Consider the following 17,095-nt stretch of genomic DNA (forward strand, 5'->3'; position numbering starts at 1 on the left):
AATAACTGTAGTTTAAATATACCGGTTAATCAAATTCTCGATATATTCCTGTTTACCGCTTGCCGGTACCGGCTCACCGTTTTCAATGGCATAAGCCCGCAGGTCCTCCAAAGAAAGTTTGCCTTCTTCAAATTCTTTACCCTTGCCGCCGTCGAAGGACGCGTAGCGGTCTGTGCGTAGTTTTTGGTAGGCTGATTTTTGAAGAATGTTATCCGCCGTGATCAGCGCCCGCGCAAAAATATCCATACCGCCAACGTGTGCATAGAACAGGTCGGCCGGGTCGGTTGAGTTTCGGCGGATCTTTGCATCAAAATTGATACCGCCGCCCTGCAAACCACCTGCCTGCAGGATGATCATCATCGCTTCAGTGATTTCATTAATATCATTGGGGAACTGGTCGGTATCCCAGCCGTTTTGAGTATCGCCGCGGTTAGCGTCAATTGATCCCAGGAGCCCGTTATCGGCAGCAACCTGCAGCTCGTGCTGGAAAGTATGACCGGCCAGCGTAGCATGGTTAACTTCAATGTTCAGTTTAAAATCGCCCAGCAGATCATATTTCTGTAAAAAGCCAAATACAGTGGCCGAGTCATAATCATACTGGTGCTTGGTAGGCTCGCAAGGTTTTGGCTCGATAAAGAAATTACCTTTAAAGCCGTGTTTGCGCGCGTAATCTTTAGCAGCATGCAGGAATTTTGCCAGATGCTCCTGCTCACGTTTCATATCCGTATTCAACAGGGTCATGTAGCCTTCGCGGCCACCCCAGAAAACATAATTCTCACCTCCTAAAGCAATGGTTGCGTCCAAAGCAGCTTTAACCTGCGCGGCGCCGTGTGCCAGTACATGGAAATCCGGGTTGGTTGCCGCACCATTCATATATCTGCGGTTTGAGAACATATTGGCAGTGCCCCAAAGCAGTTTCACACCGCTTTCGGCCTGTTTTTGTTTGGCGTAATCTACCAGGGCCTGTAAGCGGCGGTCGTTTTCGTTGATATCATTACCATAGTCAACTACGTCAACATCATGGAAACAATAGTAAGGCAGGTTCATTTTGGTCAGAAACTCAAACGCCGCGTCCATTTTATCTTTGGCGCGCTCAATCGGGTCGCTCTTTTTATTCCACTCAAAAATATGGGTAGGCTCGCCAAAAGGATCGGCGCCATTGCCTACAAAAGAGTGCCAGTAAGCCCCCGCAAAACGCAGGTGATCTTTCATGGTTTTGCCGGCTACAACCTTGTCTGCGTCATACCAGCGAAAAGCTAACGGGTTATCAGACCCCAGGCCTTCATATTTTACCTGGCTTATGCCTTTAAAAAACTCCGTTTCGCCTGTTACTATTTTTGCCATTGTATTTATATTTATGTTGATATTAATTGATGATTCTTACTTTGATATGGATAACTGTTTTATCAATAACGCTTTCCATTCCTGGTAAACAGGCTCAAATGTGGTCGATGACGGTTCAATAAGCTGCACCCGCTCCATGTGTTTAAACGCTTCGGCTGCTGACGAAAATATACCTGCGCCGATGCCCGCGCCTAATGCCGCGCCCACACTGCCGTCGTTATTATACAGCTCAACCGGGATGCCGGTGGCGTTTACAAATGTTTGGGCGAACAGGTCACTTAAAAACAAATTGGCTTTACCGGCACGGATTACGGTTGGGTTCATGCCGTTTTCCCGCATTATGTCTACTCCGTATCTGAACGCGCAGGCTATTCCTTCCTGCACGGCTCTGAAAATATGCGCCTGCCCATGCAAATTCAAATCGATATGGTGCAGGTGCACGCCAACCAATTCATTGTTTAGCATCCGCTCGGCGCCGTTGCCAAATGGCAATATCCTCAGGCCATCGCTTCCCAGCGGCGCTTTGGTGGCCAGCTCGTTCATCTGGTTATAACTCACGGCTGATCCGAAAAGGTTCTTTGTCCAGCGGTATAAGCTGCCGGTACCATTGATGCACAACAGCACACCCAGGCTTTTTTGCTGTTTGGTATAATTAACATGTGCAAAGGTATTAACACGCGACTGCAGATCATAAGTCAGCTGATCACTTACCCCATAGATTACACCGGATGTCCCGGCAGTAGCTGCAACTTCGCCCGGGTTCAATACATTTAAAGATAACGCATTGTTGGGCTGGTCGCCGGCTTTATAGGCAATGGGGATACCGGCTTTTAAACCCAGCTGCCGGGCTACCGAAGCCAACACACCACCGTGATTAGAAAACACCGGCTGGATATCCGGAAAAAAGCTCTCACTAAATCCGTAATGCTTAATAATGTCCTTTGATAATTCATTATTTACAAAATCAAAGAAAACGCCTTCAGACAAAGCTGCTATAGAAGTGGTGACCTCGCCGCTCAGCTTCATGGCAATATAATCACCGGGAAGCATGATCTTATCTATACGCTCGTAAACAGCGGGCTCATTTTGTTTTACCCAGGCCAGTTTGCTGGCCGTAAAGTTACCCGGCGAATTCAGCAGATGCGATAGGCACTGATCATGCCCTATCGCATCAAAAGCCTGCTGGCCAATTTCTACCGCGCGGCTATCGCACCAGATAATGCTGTCGCGTAATAGTTTTTGATCCTTATCAACCAAAACCAAACCGTGCATCTGGTAGGCAATACCGATAGCCGAGATATCCAGCGGATCATATTTTTGCGTGCTATGGCATAAGGCAATTGCCTGCTGAGCCTGCTCCCACCACATGTCGGGCGATTGCTCTGCCCAGCCCGGCTGTAAAGAGCCAATTGGCGATTCAGTATCCGGATATTGCGCCGTCGCAACCGTTTTTTGGGTACCAGCATCAACTATTGATACTTTTACAGACGAGGTGCCTATATCAATGCCTAACAGTAACATGTTATTTATTAATTAGTTATATTAAAAAAATGGTTTATAAGCGGTTATTAATTGCTGACGCAAATTAATTTTTTTTTGATACTTAATGTACTATTTACACTATTATTTTCAGGTTGCTTATTAAACTTAGTTTTTTGCTTAAATATGTTAACCGGATTGTAGATAAACCTAACGATAAATTGGTTGTTTTGACCGGCTGAACAAACCCCTGATTAACCCGGCATTTTTTAACCACGGAAGGCAAACGGAATAAATCACGCAGATTAACGCTGCAATAGCACCTTCTTATTTTTCGATAATCGATCAAAAACGCCCCTTTGGGCACTTTCTACAGCGAAAAAAATATTTCGTATCTTTCTTGTTACATCAAAATATTGCTTGTATACTTGTATCTACAAGCCAATTGTAAACCCTAATTAATTTAAACTATACGATTACCCAACTGTATATTTTTTCCTGTGGTGATTGCCGGATTTTTAATTTACCGGTGATCACTACGGGAGAAAGTACTACGGCTGCAACCAGAGCCGTCACTTCTTCAGGTGCGGCATCACGCAGGAATAAATAGTTATATGCTAAACAGCGAATCACTGCGGACCGACCAATTTTATTGGATGTAAATATTACCAGCGAATAACTAAAAAAAAGTACTTTTAGGGCAATATTCAAAGTTATAACCAATACTAATCATGAAGCTTATTACAAAACTTGCGTGTTGCCTCCTTCTTTTCTGCGGATCGGCGGTTCAACTTCATGCGCAAAAAAAATCTATTGACCTGGTATCCCCAAACGGAGAAATAAAGGTAGCCATTACCATAGGCGATAAAATATATTACTCGGTATCGGGCAATGGCAAAGCACTGTTAACCAACAACCATTTGGCGCTGACCCTGAAAGACGGCAGCCTTGGCGAAAACCCTAAACTGTTATCAGCAAAGAAAACGCAGGGCCATGAGGTTATAAAACCTTACATCGCTTTAAAATACTCAACAGTTACAAGCAATTACAACGATGTATTGATGACCTTTAAAGGTAATTATGCTGTTGAGTTTCGCGTGTTTGATGACGGCGTTGCTTACAGGTTCATCACCAGTAAAGACGGAGATGTAGAAGTATTGAACGAAGATTTTACGGTTAATTTTCCGGCAGAATATTTATTGCATTTACAGCAAAACAACGGTTTTAAAACCGCTTATGAAGAGCTTTATAAACACATAGAATCTGCTGATTGGAAAGCCACCGACAAAATGGCTAACCTGCCGGCCCTAATTGACACTAAAAATCAATACAAGATCCTGATCAGCGAATCTGACCTGTCTGATTACCCAGGCATGTTCCTGAAAAGTACCGGCAGTAATGGCCTTGAAGGTATTTTCCCAAAAGCACCGCTTGAGTTTGGCCCTGATGGCGACCGTAGCGAGAAGATCTTAAAATCAGCAGACTACATTGCCAAAACCACCGGAACAAGAAATTTCCCCTGGCGCTATTTTGTGATCACTAAGGATGACAGGCAGTTACTGGAAAACACAATGACTTTAAAACTGGCTGCAAAAAGTGTGATTGCTGACCCATCGTGGATAAAACCGGGCCAGGCCAGCTGGGAATGGTGGAACGACGCCGCGCCTTACGGACCTGACGTAAATTTTGTAGCCGGTTATAACCTGGATACTTATAAATATTACATTGACTTCGCTTCGAAATTTGGCGTTAAATATATTGTAATGGACGAAGGCTGGGCCAAAAGCACCACCGACCCATACACACCTAATCCAAAAGTTGATGTGAAGGAACTGATCCGTTATGGAAAAGAGAAAAATGTAAACATTGTTTTATGGCTAACCTGGTTAACCGTCCATAAAAACATGGGCCTTTTTAAAACCTTCCATGAGTGGGGGATTAAAGGCGTTAAGATCGACTTTATGGAACGTACCGACCAATGGATGGTTAATTACTATGAAGATGTGGTAAAGGAAGCAGCCAAATACCAAATCTTTGTTGATTTTCACGGCGCGTTTAAGCCTGCGGGACTGGAGTATAAATATCCTAATCTGATATCATACGAAGGTGTACGCGGTTTGGAACAAATGGGTGGCTGTTATCCGGATAACAGTACCTATTTACCGTTTATGCGCAATGCCGTTGGCCCAATGGACTTTACGCCCGGCGCGATGATAAACATGCAGCCGGACGCTTATAGTGCGGAACGACCTAACGCTGCCGCAATTGGCACCCGCGTTAACCAGTTAGCATTATACGTGGTGTTTGAAAGCGGTGTGCAAATGTTATGCGACAACCCTACCCTTTACTACCGCAATCCTGATTGTACCGAATTTATAACCAGTGTGCCTACCACCTGGGACGAAACCAAGGCGCTGGTAGCCGATGCCGGCCAGATTGCCGTAGTTGCCAAACGCAAAGGCGACAAATGGTTTATTGGCGGCATAACCAATAATAAAGAAGAGACCAGGGAGGTAGAACTGAACTTTGACTTTTTACAAAAAGGAAAAACCTACACCATGACCTATTTTGAAGATGGTATTAACGCCGGACGCCAGGCAATGGACTATCGCCGCAAGACCTTGCAGGTAAAAGCAGGTGATAAAATAACCATTAAAATGGTACGCAACGGCGGCTGGGCAGCGGTGCTTAAATAAGCCGATAAAAAAAAACGCACGGGCAAGTTGCCCGTGCGTTTTTACTGGCATGACTTTAGCTCCTGATAACTGATTATAATTATCTTCTCCATGAAAAAAATAATACCTGCATTTATACTACTGGTTTGTTTAGGCTTTACCGCAAAGGCTCAACAATCCGAAATGAAGCAAACCATAGACCTTGCCGATTCTAAAAACCACCTTAACAAGGTTGTAACGCTTTGCGATACGGTATACGGCCTTAAAATAGTTAGTGATACCCTTACCCTGCTAAACATGGGTGGTAATTATCCTCATCAAAAATTCACTATCGCGGTTAGAGGCAATAAACTGCAACTGGATTGGGTGAATCTGAAAAGAAAACACCTTTGCGTAACCGGCGTATTGGAGCTATATAAAAACACTTTGCAAATTACCGCGTCTGAGCCTACCCAGATAACGGTTAGTAAATAAAACCCGGCCCAATTTGTAACAAAGCACACATATAGTTTGATAAACCGTGATATAAAGTTTATAATTGCCAAACCATTATAAACTTTATAGAAGATGAATAAGCTGACAACCGGCGATTATGTAGTATTTGCAATTTACTTTTTTGTAGTTGCCATTTATGGCTTTTGGGTTTACAGACGCAAACACAATGCGGATGCGACTTCAAAAGATTACTTTTTAGCAGAAGGTTCACTTACCTGGTGGGCCATAGGCGCCTCGCTGATCGCCTCCAACATATCCGCCGAGCAATTTATCGGGATGAGTGGTTCGGGCTTTAAAATGGGCCTGGCTATAGCTACTTATGAGTGGATGGCCGCAGCCACGCTGATAATTGTAGCGGTATTTTTCATACCGGTATATTTGAAGAATAAGATCTTTACCATGCCGCAGTTTTTGAACCAGCGGTATAACGGTACAGTAGCCATGATCATGGCTATTTTTTGGTTGTTATTGTACGTGGTAGTTAACCTTACCTCCATACTTTATCTCGGCGCGCTGGCAGTAAGCAGTATATCCGGCGTTAGTATCAATGCCTGTATATGGGGCATGGCCATATTTGCTGTCATTATCACACTGGGTGGCATGAAAGTTATCGGTTATACAGATGTTATCCAGGTATTCTTTTTAATACTGGGCGGCCTGGTAACTACCTATATCGCAGTTAACCTTGTTTCGGACCATTTTGGCGGCGGTGGCATTTTACATGGCTTAACAGTAATGAAAGAACAAGCCGGCGACCACTTTCATATGATCTTTAAGCCTAATAACCCCAATTATCTTGACCTGCCGGGCCTAAGCGTTTTAATAGGCGGCATGTGGATAGTTAACTTGAATTATTGGGGATGTAACCAGTACATCACCCAACGCGCTTTGGGTGCCGATTTAAAGACCGCCCGTGGTGGTATCTTATTTGCAGCTTTCTTAAAATTATTAATGCCTGTAATTGTGGTTTTACCCGGTATAGCGGCATTCATTTTATACAAACAGGATGTGTTTAGCTTTCATGATAAAATGACTATCGGCGGCGAGGTTAATCCTGACAGATCATATCCTATTTTACTTAACTTACTGCCATCGGGCTTAAAGGGCCTTTCTTTCGCGGCGTTAACAGCAGCGGTAGTGGCATCATTAGCGGGCAAGGCAAACAGTATTGCTACCATATTTACCCTGGATGTTTACAAAAAGATCAACCCCGGATCAACCGATAAAAACCTGGTTGTTGTTGGTAAAATAACCGTAGTTATTGCGATGCTGCTGGGTATTGTTTTATGTACGCATTTAGGTATCGATAAAAAAGGTGGTTTCCAATATATCCAGGAGTATACAGGTTTTGTATCACCGGGTATATTTGCCATGTTTATCCTGGGTTTCTTCTGGAAAAAAACTACTTCAAGCGCAGCACTGTTTGCTACGGTTGGTGGTTTTATTTTATCCGTTGGATTTAAAGTAATGCCTGCTTACATCAACCTTCAGGGATTGGCAAAATATGGCTTTGCCGATAAAAATGCGGCGGGCGTTTATGAAATGCCATTTATTGACCGGATGGGTTTTGTATTCCTAATCTGCGTAATTGGTATGTATATCATCTCGATGATTGAGAACGCCGATGGCAAGAAAGTTCACGGACTGGAAGTTGATGCCAGCATGTTTAAAACATCAAGAGGTTTCGCAGTAGGGACGCTATTAATTGGCGGTATATTAGTTGCATTGTATTCAATGTTTTGGTAAACCCTATAATATTCACAAAAAAAGTCCCGGTATAACCAGGACTTTTTTTGTTTAATCAGCTATCCGCATCATTAAATAATGTTTATTTGCACCATAAATCATAGTCTAACATCACCCTAAAATGATCCCTGATTTAGAACAAACATTTCGTTGGTACGGCCCCAATGACGCAGTTACGCTGGCGGCTATAAGACATACCGGCGCCACCGGCATTGTTAACGCGCTGCATAATATTCCGTCGGGTGAAGTATGGAGCACGGAAGAAATTAAAAAACGTAAAGACATGATTGAAGCCGCGGGTTTTACGTGGTCGGTTGTAGAAAGTGTGAACGTGCATGACAGCATAAAAACTGCCGGCGAACAACGTGATCAGCATATCAAAAATTATATTGAGACCTTAAAGAACTTATCTGCCGCAGGCATAAAAACCGTATGTTACAATTTTATGCCGGTGCTTGACTGGACTCGCACCGATATTGATTACCGTTTACCAAACGGCGCATCGGCACTGCGTTTCCACGCCCCTGCGCTGGCCGCATTTGACCTGTATATTTTAGAGCGCCCCGGCGCCTTTGACGAATTTACCCCTCAACAGCAACACGCAGCTAAAGAATATCTTGACAGATTAACAAAGGAAGAAAAACAATTACTGATAACCAACGTAATGGCCGGCCTGCCCGGCACCAGGGATGTATTGACCATAGACCAGTTTAAAACGTTTTTAAACCGATATGAAAATACCGATGCGGCTGCTTTAAAAGAAAATATGGCTTATTTTCTGCAAGCCATTATCCCCGATGCCGAGAAGCTGGGTATAAAGATGTGCGTACATCCGGATGATCCGCCGTTCCCGATATTTGGATTGCCGAGGATCGTATCGACAGAAGAAGATTTAAATGATGTGGTAAACGCCGCGCCGTCAACCAGTAATGGCTTAACTTTTTGCACCGGATCATTAGGTGCCCGTGCTGATAATGACCTGCCCGGCATTGTTGAGCGGCTGGGGCAGCATTTCCACTTCTTACACCTGCGCAATGTTAAACGCGAAGCGGACGGCAGTTTTTATGAGGATAATCACCTGGAGGGCAGTACAGACATGTTTGCCGTAATGAAAAACCTGGTGCTGGAACAAAAGAAAAGACAGGAGGCCGGCCGCACCGACATCGCAATACCGATGCGCCCGGATCACGGCCATAAGCTGCTGGATGATTTTAATTATGATACTTTTCCCGGCTACTCGGTTATTGGCCGCTTAAAAGGGCTTGCCGAATTGCGCGGGCTTGAAATGGGGGTAAAAAGAAGTTTGTTTGACGCTTAAGTTAAGTATTAAATTTGTATCGCAATATTTACCGGGCCCATAGTAATACTATGGGTTTTTCTTTTTAGTATTACTTAACTAATTATAAATCCCCTTTATGAAAGCATTATTAGTTTGCGTGTTGCTATGCATGTCCTTTTGCGGATTTTGTGCCGATTATAACGTCCTGGCCTTTGGTGCCAGGGGCGACGGTAAAACGCTAAACACCAAAGCCATACAAGCCGCTGTAGACAAATGCAGTGCGCAACATGGCGGCCGGGTTATTATACCGGCTGGTGTATTTATGTCGGGTACCATTATACTTAAAAATGACGTAACCCTATACCTGATGGAGGGCGCCGAAATAAAAGCCAGTCCTGATGCAAAAGATTATCCGGACCAGCTAACACCCGAAGGGAAAAAAGTACCCTGGGCCGTTATTGTCGCCATAAACGCCAACCGGATTTCGCTTGCAGGCCCCGGCACCCTTAATGGTAACGGCGCTGCACCGGCTTTTCAGTTAGGAGATGACACGGCGCCGGGTTACAAAGGTGTCCGCCCTAATATTATAACTATGATTGGCTGCAAAGGGATAGAAATACTGGATGTGCATTTATTAAACTCGCCGCATTGGATGGAAACCTACATGCGTTGCGAAAACCTGCATATCAAAGGCGTACAGATTTACAATCATGCTAACTTAAACAATGACGGCATTGATATCGATTGTAAAAATGTACTGGTTGAAGATTGTACCATAGACTCGGACGATGACGGCATTTGCTTAAAAAGCGATGATGCCAATGCTCCCTGCGAAAACATTACGGTACGCAACTGCATAGTAGCTTCTAACTGTAATGCGGTAAAATTTGGCACTGCGTCGCATGGCGGCTTCAGAAACATTAATATCAGCAATATAACTATTCACAAAGCATCGCAAGATCTTTTCAGGCATTGGCAAAGCCACGTCAAATTTGTTGACCAGCCGGTAACGGTAATTGCGGGCATATCTATAGAAAATGTTGACGGCGGCTATACCGATAATGTGATTTTTGATAATATTTATATGGACGATATCCAAACCCCTATTTTTATAAAACTGGGTAAACGCGGATCATTAAAATATAAAGGCGCAGCGCCTTATAACCCAGGCCATTTGCGTAATGTAACTCTCAATAATATCACCGCGGTTAGCCATAGTAAAATAACATCAAGCATCTCCGGCTTTCCCGGTTATGATGTGGAGAATGTGGTATTGAGCAACCTAAAAATAACCGCCCCGGGAAATGGCACGCAGGCAGAGGCCGCCGCTCGTGTACCTGAAAATGAAAACGGCTATCCTGAAAGCCGGATGTTTGGAAATACGCTGCCGTCAAGCGGCTTGTACATCAGGCACGTAAAGGGAATTTCCTTACAAAATATAACCCTACAAACCAATAATGCCGATGACCGCCCCGGCATTATCATGGATGACGTACAAGATGCACAGGTGTCACTAATCAGCATTAAGCAACCCGAGATTAAAAATCCGGCTTTTAAATTGATAAATTGTCAAAATATATTACTGCTTAATCCTCAAATCATTAATCCGGCAGTGCCTGTTTTAACGGTTGACGGAGAAAAAACTCATGCAATAAGCATTACCGGCACAAAGGGCTTGAAAGATAAAATCGGATTAACTGATATGGTTTCAAAAGGCGAAATCACTATCAATTAGACCGGCAGTTAAATATATACTAGGGTATGCTAACATTATTAAAAAATCATTGTTGAATTATGGGATAACCAAATTCTTCATTTTTTAATTATGTATCTACTATAAAACTATACATGCCTCATATATCAGCAACAGCCACCATAGACCTGCCTTATAAAACAAACCAACAAGACGTAAAAAAACAGGCGCATGATCTGTTTTCGGCCAACTTTCCGCAAACCAACAGGCTGATCTTTGCTTTTGATAATACCGGAATCATTACCCGTAACTTTTGTAAACCGTTATCTTATTACGGCCAGCCCAATACATTTGAAGAACGAAACAACGACTATATAGAAAATGCACTCAACTATTCGGTAGCGGCTATTGAAGCTTGTATAATTAAAGCCAGCATTAAAAAAGAAGATATAACCGATCTGATATTTGTATCAACCACGGGTTTGGCCACACCCAGCATTGATGCCCTAATTATTAATAAAATGCGGCTTAACCCGCACGTTAACCGCAGCCCGCTATGGGGCCTGGGTTGCGGAGGTGGGGTATCCGGTATGGCCAAAGCTAATATGGCGGCGCTGGCGAACCCAAATGCTGTAGTACTGCTGGTAGCGGTAGAACTTTGTTCGTTAACGTTGATAAAAAGCGATTACAGCAAGAGTAATTTCATTGGCTCAAGCTTATTTTCAGACGGTATAGCGGCATGTATTATCAAGGGCGATAATCATACCCGGTCTGGTCAAAAAATTGATTACATAGCCGCATCTAGCAAGTTGTATTACGACTCGCTGGATGTGATGGGCTGGGAGTTTCAGGATACGGGGTTTAAGGTACTTTTCTCTAAAGATATCCCTACCTTCATCCATGAGAATGTAAAACAGGATATTACTGAATTTTTAACCAGGCAAAACTTGCAGCTAAGCGATATCAAAAACTTTATCTTTCATCCCGGCGGAAAAAAAGTACTGGATGCCTATACGGATGCCTTAGGCGTTGAAGGCGACTTTTTAAATAAAACCCGGTCGGTAATGAACGATAACGGAAACATGAGCAGCGCTACCGTTTTATATGTATTAGAACGATTTATGCGCGAGGGATTTGAGGAAGGTTACGGATTAATGATGGCTATGGGGCCGGGATTTTCGAGCGAGATGGTGTTGTTAAAGCTTGCCAATAACTAAGTATGTATTTTGTTGTATTTATTTCTTTGCTGATTTTGCAGCGCCTGTCTGAACTCTATATCTCAAGCCGAAACGAAAAGTGGCTGCTGCAAAATGGAGCCATAGAATATGGCCAGGGCCACTACCCTTTTATGGTAGCGATGCACACACTTTTCATCATCGCTATAATTGCCGAATATAATTTAAGAGGCGGTACCCCTATCAGCTGGGGATTTCTGGCAGCTTTTTTACTGGTGCTTTCTTTTAAATTTTGGGCGCTGTCGTCGTTAGGTAAATACTGGAACACTAAAATCTATCGCATACCCGGTGTGTATCCGGTAAAAAAGGGACCATATAAAATATTCAGGCATCCCAACTACATGGAAGTCATAGGCGAGATAGCCTTAATACCCCTGGCGTTTCACCTGTATTATACGGCCATAATATTTACGGTACTAAACGCGGCTATGTTAACCGTCAGGATAAGCGTTGAAAATAAAGTTTGGGCCAAATAGCTTCTTAACCCACCCGCTTAAATATCGAAGCTGCCAAAGGCGGCAAGATGATATTTATCGAATGGTCTCTTCCATGCCAGCTAACGGCCTCACTTTTAAGCGTTGTGGTATTGGTTATTCCGCTGCCCCAATATGCCTCAGTGTCTGAGTTAAAGATCTCGTTCCAGTTACCGGCTGACGGCACCCCCACTCTAAAATTGTGTCGCGAAACCGGTGTCATATTTAGCACAATCAGCAAATCGTTTTTTGCCTCGTGTCCCTTACGTACAAAAACCACAACCGAGTCATTGGCATTGCCGCCATCAACCCATTCAAAACCCTCGGGCGAGAACGCTTTTTCATACATTGCCGGCTCCGTCTTATAGAGCTGGTTAAGCGCCCTTACGGTTTCGCTGATGCCTTTATGGTTAGGATAGTCTAACACGTGCCACTGTAATGCGTTTTGGTAGTTCCACTCCACACCCTGGCCAAACTCGCTACCCATAAACAGTAACTTTGCGCCGGGATGAGTAAACATATAGCTATAAACCAACCGCAGGTTAGCAAATTGCTGCCATTCGTCGCCGGGCATCTTACGCAGCATGGAGCCCTTCCCATAAACTACCTCATCATGCGAGAAAGGCAGCATAAAGTTCTCGGTAAACGCATAGATCAAGCTAAACGTTAACTGATTATGGTGATATTTTCGGTTAATCGGATCTTCAGAAAAATACTTAATAGTATCGTGCATCCAGCCCATCATCCATTTCATGCCAAAACCCAGTCCGCCTAAAAATACGGGCCTGCTTACCCCGGTAAATGAGGTTGATTCTTCGGCAATGGTTTGTATATCCGGGAAATGACTGTAACAGGCCTCATTAAATTCTTTTAAAAACGATATGGCCTCCAGGTTTTCATTGCCGCCATATATATTTGGCTCCCACTCGCCAGCTTTGCGCGAGTAATCCAGGTAAAGCATGGAAGCTACGGCGTCAACACGCAAACCGTCAACATGGTACCTGTCCAACCAAAATATGGCGTTGCTGATCAGGAAGGCCCTAACCTCATTGCGGCCATAATTAAATATGTATGATTTCCAGTCGGGATGAAAGCCCTTGCGCTCATCGGCATGCTCATATAAATGCGTGCCGTCAAAATTATATAGCGCCATTGCGTCGCCCGGAAAATGCGAAGGCACCCAATCTAATATAACGCCGATACCTTCCTGATGAAAACGCTCGATGAGTAACATTAGCTGTTGCGGCGTGCCATAGCGTGACGAAGCAGCATAGTAGCCGCTAACCTGGTAACCCCAGCTTGGGTAATACGGGTGTTCGGCTATCGGCATAAATTCTACATGGGTAAAGCCCATGTGCTTTACGTAAGGCACCAGCATATCGGCCAGTTGCTCATAGCTGTAAAACTCATCAGGATTATCATAACTACGCGCCCACGAACCCAGATGCACCTCATATACCGAGTATGGCTTATCCAGAGCGTTGTGCTGGTAGCGGTTTGCCATCCAGTTGGTATCTTTCCACTCGTAAAAAGTATCGGCAACTATTGAGCCGGTAAGCGGCGGCACCTCCCAGCGCAAAGCAAACGGATCACTTTTCTCCAGGTCCTCGCCTGTGGATGAATTGATAAAATATTTATATACCTCGCCTACGCCTACATCAGGTACAAAACCTTCCCAGATGCCTGAACCGTCCCAACGGATATACAGCGGGTGCGAGCCTCTGTTCCAGCCGTTAAAGTTTGCTATTACAGCTACATAATGTGCATTGGGGGCCCAAACTGCAAAGTAAGTACCCACTACCCCATTGTGCTCTACTACGTGCGAGCCTAATTTTTCATATAGTTTATAATGTTTACCCGATTTGAAAAGCGCGATGTCAAAATCAGTAAACCGGCTATATGGAAATACCGGCCTGCCGTCTTCTACACTAATGGCCACAGCTTTTGGGCTGGCAACCTTTTTAACTGTTTCCTTTTTAACTGTTTCTTTTTCTTTAGCGTCAGCAGTTTTTGCTGACTTTGCTTCCGCAGATACAGCTTCGGTTTTAGTTACTTTTTTTGCCATGATAGATAGCCCTTTAGGGCAGTTAGATTTAGTCCGGTTTATTTAGCGGGCTATGGTTATAACAATCAAATATATCATTATTGTTTGGTGTGCAATAAACAATAAATAGTTAGTCGGCAGAGTAGTTAAAAAATGTTAATGTTTTCTGTGTCTGTTAATTAGCCGTTACATTAGTTTAAAACTTAACACCTATGCTGCAAAATTACTTCACCATTGCCTGGCGCAATATCCGCAAAAACAAAGTTTTTTCACTGATTAATATATTTGGCCTTTCGGTGGGTATTGCATTTTCCTTATTGATTGGCGCGTATGCCTGGAGCGAGTTGCAGGTAAACCGGCAGCTTAAAAATGTAGACAACCAATATATCATCCTCAATAAATTTATTGACCCCAATTTTAGCAATGAGATCGGCACCGTCGCTGAGCTGCCTAAAACTTTACAAGATAACTACCCTAATCTCATCGCTAATTATCACCGCTTTGATGAAATTACCAGCCTGGTATCAAAAAACGACAAACATTTTAGAGAAGAATTACAAATAGGCGACAGTACCTTATTAAAAATGTACGGCTTTAAAGTTTTGCACGGCGATGTTAAAACCGCACTTAAAGACCCGTATTCGGTAGTCATCAGCGGTAAAATGGCTGATAAATATTTTGGACGGACGGATGTTGTGGGTCAAACAATAAATTTTGAAAGTTTTTCTAATGAACGGCATGATTTCACTATAAGCGCCGTATTGGATGATATTCCCAGAAACTCAGTAACTTCAATGCTTTTTGATGTTGGATTTTTCTTTAACACCGATGCAGCAAAATTTTTCAAACGCAGCACTTCTGGTTGGTGGAATTTGAACATAGTTGCTTACCTGGAGCTAAAACCCGGTGTAGACCCAAAGACTGTCAATAGCGCCATGAAGCAAATTCTTTTAAAATATCAGCCCGACGGTACCATCAAAAAACAAGTAACACCATACCTGGTTAAATTGACAGATTACAATCTTGAAGCCAACAATGGGCTTGTCAAAAAAATGATTTACACTTTATCGTGTATCGCTCTATTTATACTATTTATGGCGATCATCAATTTCGTAAATATCTGTATTGGCCGTTCGGCCGGGCGTATACGTGAGATGGGAGTCCGCAAAGCCTTGGGTAGTTTACGCAAACATATCATTCTTCAGTTTTTGATTGAATCTATTGTTCTGGTTATGATATCGACATTAATTGCTTTGATCATTTACCTTGTCGCCAAGCCTTATTTCAGTGATGTTTTGGGTAAGGAGATGCCGGGATTGTTTGCTTTTCCCGTTTATGCAATTCCGGTGTATCTTGTATTTGCCCTGCTGGTTGGCGTGCTGGCCGGTTTGCATCCGGCAATTGTATTGTCAGCATCAAAACCGGTCGATTCGTTGAAAGGTAAACTCAGCTCAATAAAAGAAAGCGTGGTACTACGCAAAACACTGGTCGCTTTTCAGTTCACTATAGCAGCAATGGTTCTTATCGGTGCTTTGATTATATCTCAACAAGTTAAATTATTTTTTAGTAATAGTCTGGGGTTCAAAAAGGAAAACGTAATCTACGCACAGACTTCTCGCGACTGGTCGCAAAAGGGGGTGCAAAAAATGGAATACATTCGGTCTCAGCTAGCGCAATTGCCTCAGGTGCGCAATGTAGCTGTATCTTACGAAATACCTGATGGACATAATGGCGGCAATTACATGGTTAACCGCCCCGAAATACCAAATAAAGTAATAAGCAGCACCGGCCTGGTTTGTGACGATGGTTACCTGGCCACTTATAAAATTCCGTTAAAAGCAGGGCAATTTTTCAATGCTGCATATAGTAAAGGAGACAGTTCGAAGGTTGTCATCAACGAAACCGAAGCTAAAATATTGGGATGGCAGAATGCCGAAGACGCTATCGGTAAACCAATGATGATCTGGGCCTATTCATCAAAACCTTTTACTATTATCGGCGTCACAGCCGATTTTCACTTTGGGTCGATGCGAGACAAAGTTCAGCCGATAACTTTCATGAGCAATAATTATCAACCTATTTATCGCTATTTGTCTATACGCCTTAAACCGGGAAATATACAAAGTAGCCTGATAGCCGTTCAAAAGAGATGGACAGCACTGATGCCTGATACGCCTTTCGGATATAAATTTATAGACGATGCTTTAGCAAAAGTTTACGCTACGGAACTTCAGTTAAGAAAAGCCGCATCCATAGCTACAGCACTATCAATTATCATTGTGCTATTAGGGGTTTTAGGATTGATATCGTTGAGTGTACAAAAACGCACCAAAGAAATCGGTATCCGTAAAGTGTTAGGTGCATCTGTGAATGGGATCGTGATGCTGTTTATGAAAGATTTCCTGATAACTGTGGCCATGGCCGGTACAGTGGCTTGTCCGTTGGCTTATTTAATCATGACGAATTGGCTTAACAGCTATGCATCCCGGATAAGCATTACACCAATACCATTTGTCATTACCATCGTGGTATTAACCGTTTTAACAGCCGTTTTAATAAGTTTACAAACCGTTAAAGCTGCCTTGGCTAATCCGGTTGAAAGCTTAAGGGTGGATAATTAGCCAGTAAACAA

General features: G+C 43.4%; 11 protein-coding genes. 8 read left to right on the forward strand and 3 right to left on the reverse strand.

What is annotated here, in order from left to right; all coding sequences use genetic code 11:
* Positions 1-12: 12 nt before the first annotated feature.
* Complete coding sequence (xylA, locus tag LJ658_RS02395; RefSeq protein ID WP_230544857.1) at positions 13-1,344, reverse strand: xylose isomerase; 1,332 nt, start codon at positions 1,342-1,344, stop codon at positions 13-15.
* Between the two features lie 36 nt (positions 1,345-1,380).
* Positions 1,381-2,865: a xylulokinase gene (locus LJ658_RS02400; protein ID WP_230544858.1), complete on the reverse strand. Its 1,485-nt coding sequence runs from the start codon at positions 2,863-2,865 to the stop codon at positions 1,381-1,383.
* 689 nt (positions 2,866-3,554) lie between these two features.
* On the opposite strand from LJ658_RS02400, the gene LJ658_RS02405 reads away from it, so the two are divergent.
* The 7 genes from LJ658_RS02405 (at position 3,555) to LJ658_RS02435 (ending at position 12,422) form a co-directional block, all read left to right on the forward strand.
* Positions 3,555-5,519 (forward strand): glycoside hydrolase family 97 protein, encoded by a 1,965-nt coding sequence (locus LJ658_RS02405; RefSeq protein WP_230544859.1) that lies wholly within the window; start codon positions 3,555-3,557, stop codon positions 5,517-5,519.
* Positions 5,520-5,609: 90 nt separating this feature from the next.
* On the forward strand, positions 5,610-5,972 hold the full coding sequence (locus LJ658_RS02410) for a hypothetical protein (protein WP_230544860.1): 363 nt from the start codon (positions 5,610-5,612) through the stop codon (positions 5,970-5,972).
* Between the two features lie 93 nt (positions 5,973-6,065).
* On the forward strand, positions 6,066-7,739 hold the full coding sequence (locus LJ658_RS02415) for a sodium/sugar symporter (protein WP_230544861.1): 1,674 nt from the start codon (positions 6,066-6,068) through the stop codon (positions 7,737-7,739).
* Positions 7,740-7,860: 121 nt separating this feature from the next.
* Positions 7,861-9,057, forward strand: a complete 1,197-nt coding sequence (gene uxuA / locus LJ658_RS02420) for a mannonate dehydratase (protein ID WP_230544862.1) — start codon at positions 7,861-7,863, stop codon at positions 9,055-9,057.
* Positions 9,058-9,154: 97 nt separating this feature from the next.
* A complete protein-coding gene (locus LJ658_RS02425; protein ID WP_230544863.1) occupies positions 9,155-10,753 on the forward strand; it encodes a glycoside hydrolase family 28 protein in 1,599 nt (532 codons plus the stop codon).
* A 113-nt stretch (positions 10,754-10,866) separates the two neighbouring features.
* Positions 10,867-11,928, forward strand: coding sequence for a type III polyketide synthase (locus tag LJ658_RS02430; protein ID WP_230544864.1), 1,062 nt, complete (start codon positions 10,867-10,869; stop codon positions 11,926-11,928).
* A 2-nt stretch (positions 11,929-11,930) separates the two neighbouring features.
* Complete coding sequence (locus tag LJ658_RS02435) at positions 11,931-12,422, forward strand: isoprenylcysteine carboxyl methyltransferase family protein (RefSeq protein ID WP_230544865.1); 492 nt, start codon at positions 11,931-11,933, stop codon at positions 12,420-12,422.
* A gap of 4 nt (positions 12,423-12,426) precedes the next feature.
* On the opposite strand, the gene glgB is transcribed toward LJ658_RS02435, so the two are convergent.
* Entirely contained in the window at positions 12,427-14,484 is a 2,058-nt protein-coding gene (gene glgB, locus LJ658_RS02440) for a 1,4-alpha-glucan branching protein GlgB (protein WP_230544866.1), read from the reverse strand.
* Positions 14,485-14,675: 191 nt separating this feature from the next.
* Between glgB and LJ658_RS02445 the strand changes: the two genes are divergently transcribed.
* Positions 14,676-17,084: an ABC transporter permease gene (locus LJ658_RS02445; protein ID WP_230544867.1), complete on the forward strand. Its 2,409-nt coding sequence runs from the start codon at positions 14,676-14,678 to the stop codon at positions 17,082-17,084.
* Positions 17,085-17,095 lie beyond the last annotated feature (11 nt).

It is taken from the genome of Mucilaginibacter sp. UR6-11 (genome assembly GCF_020880695.1).
GTDB lineage: Bacteria > Bacteroidota > Bacteroidia > Sphingobacteriales > Sphingobacteriaceae > Mucilaginibacter.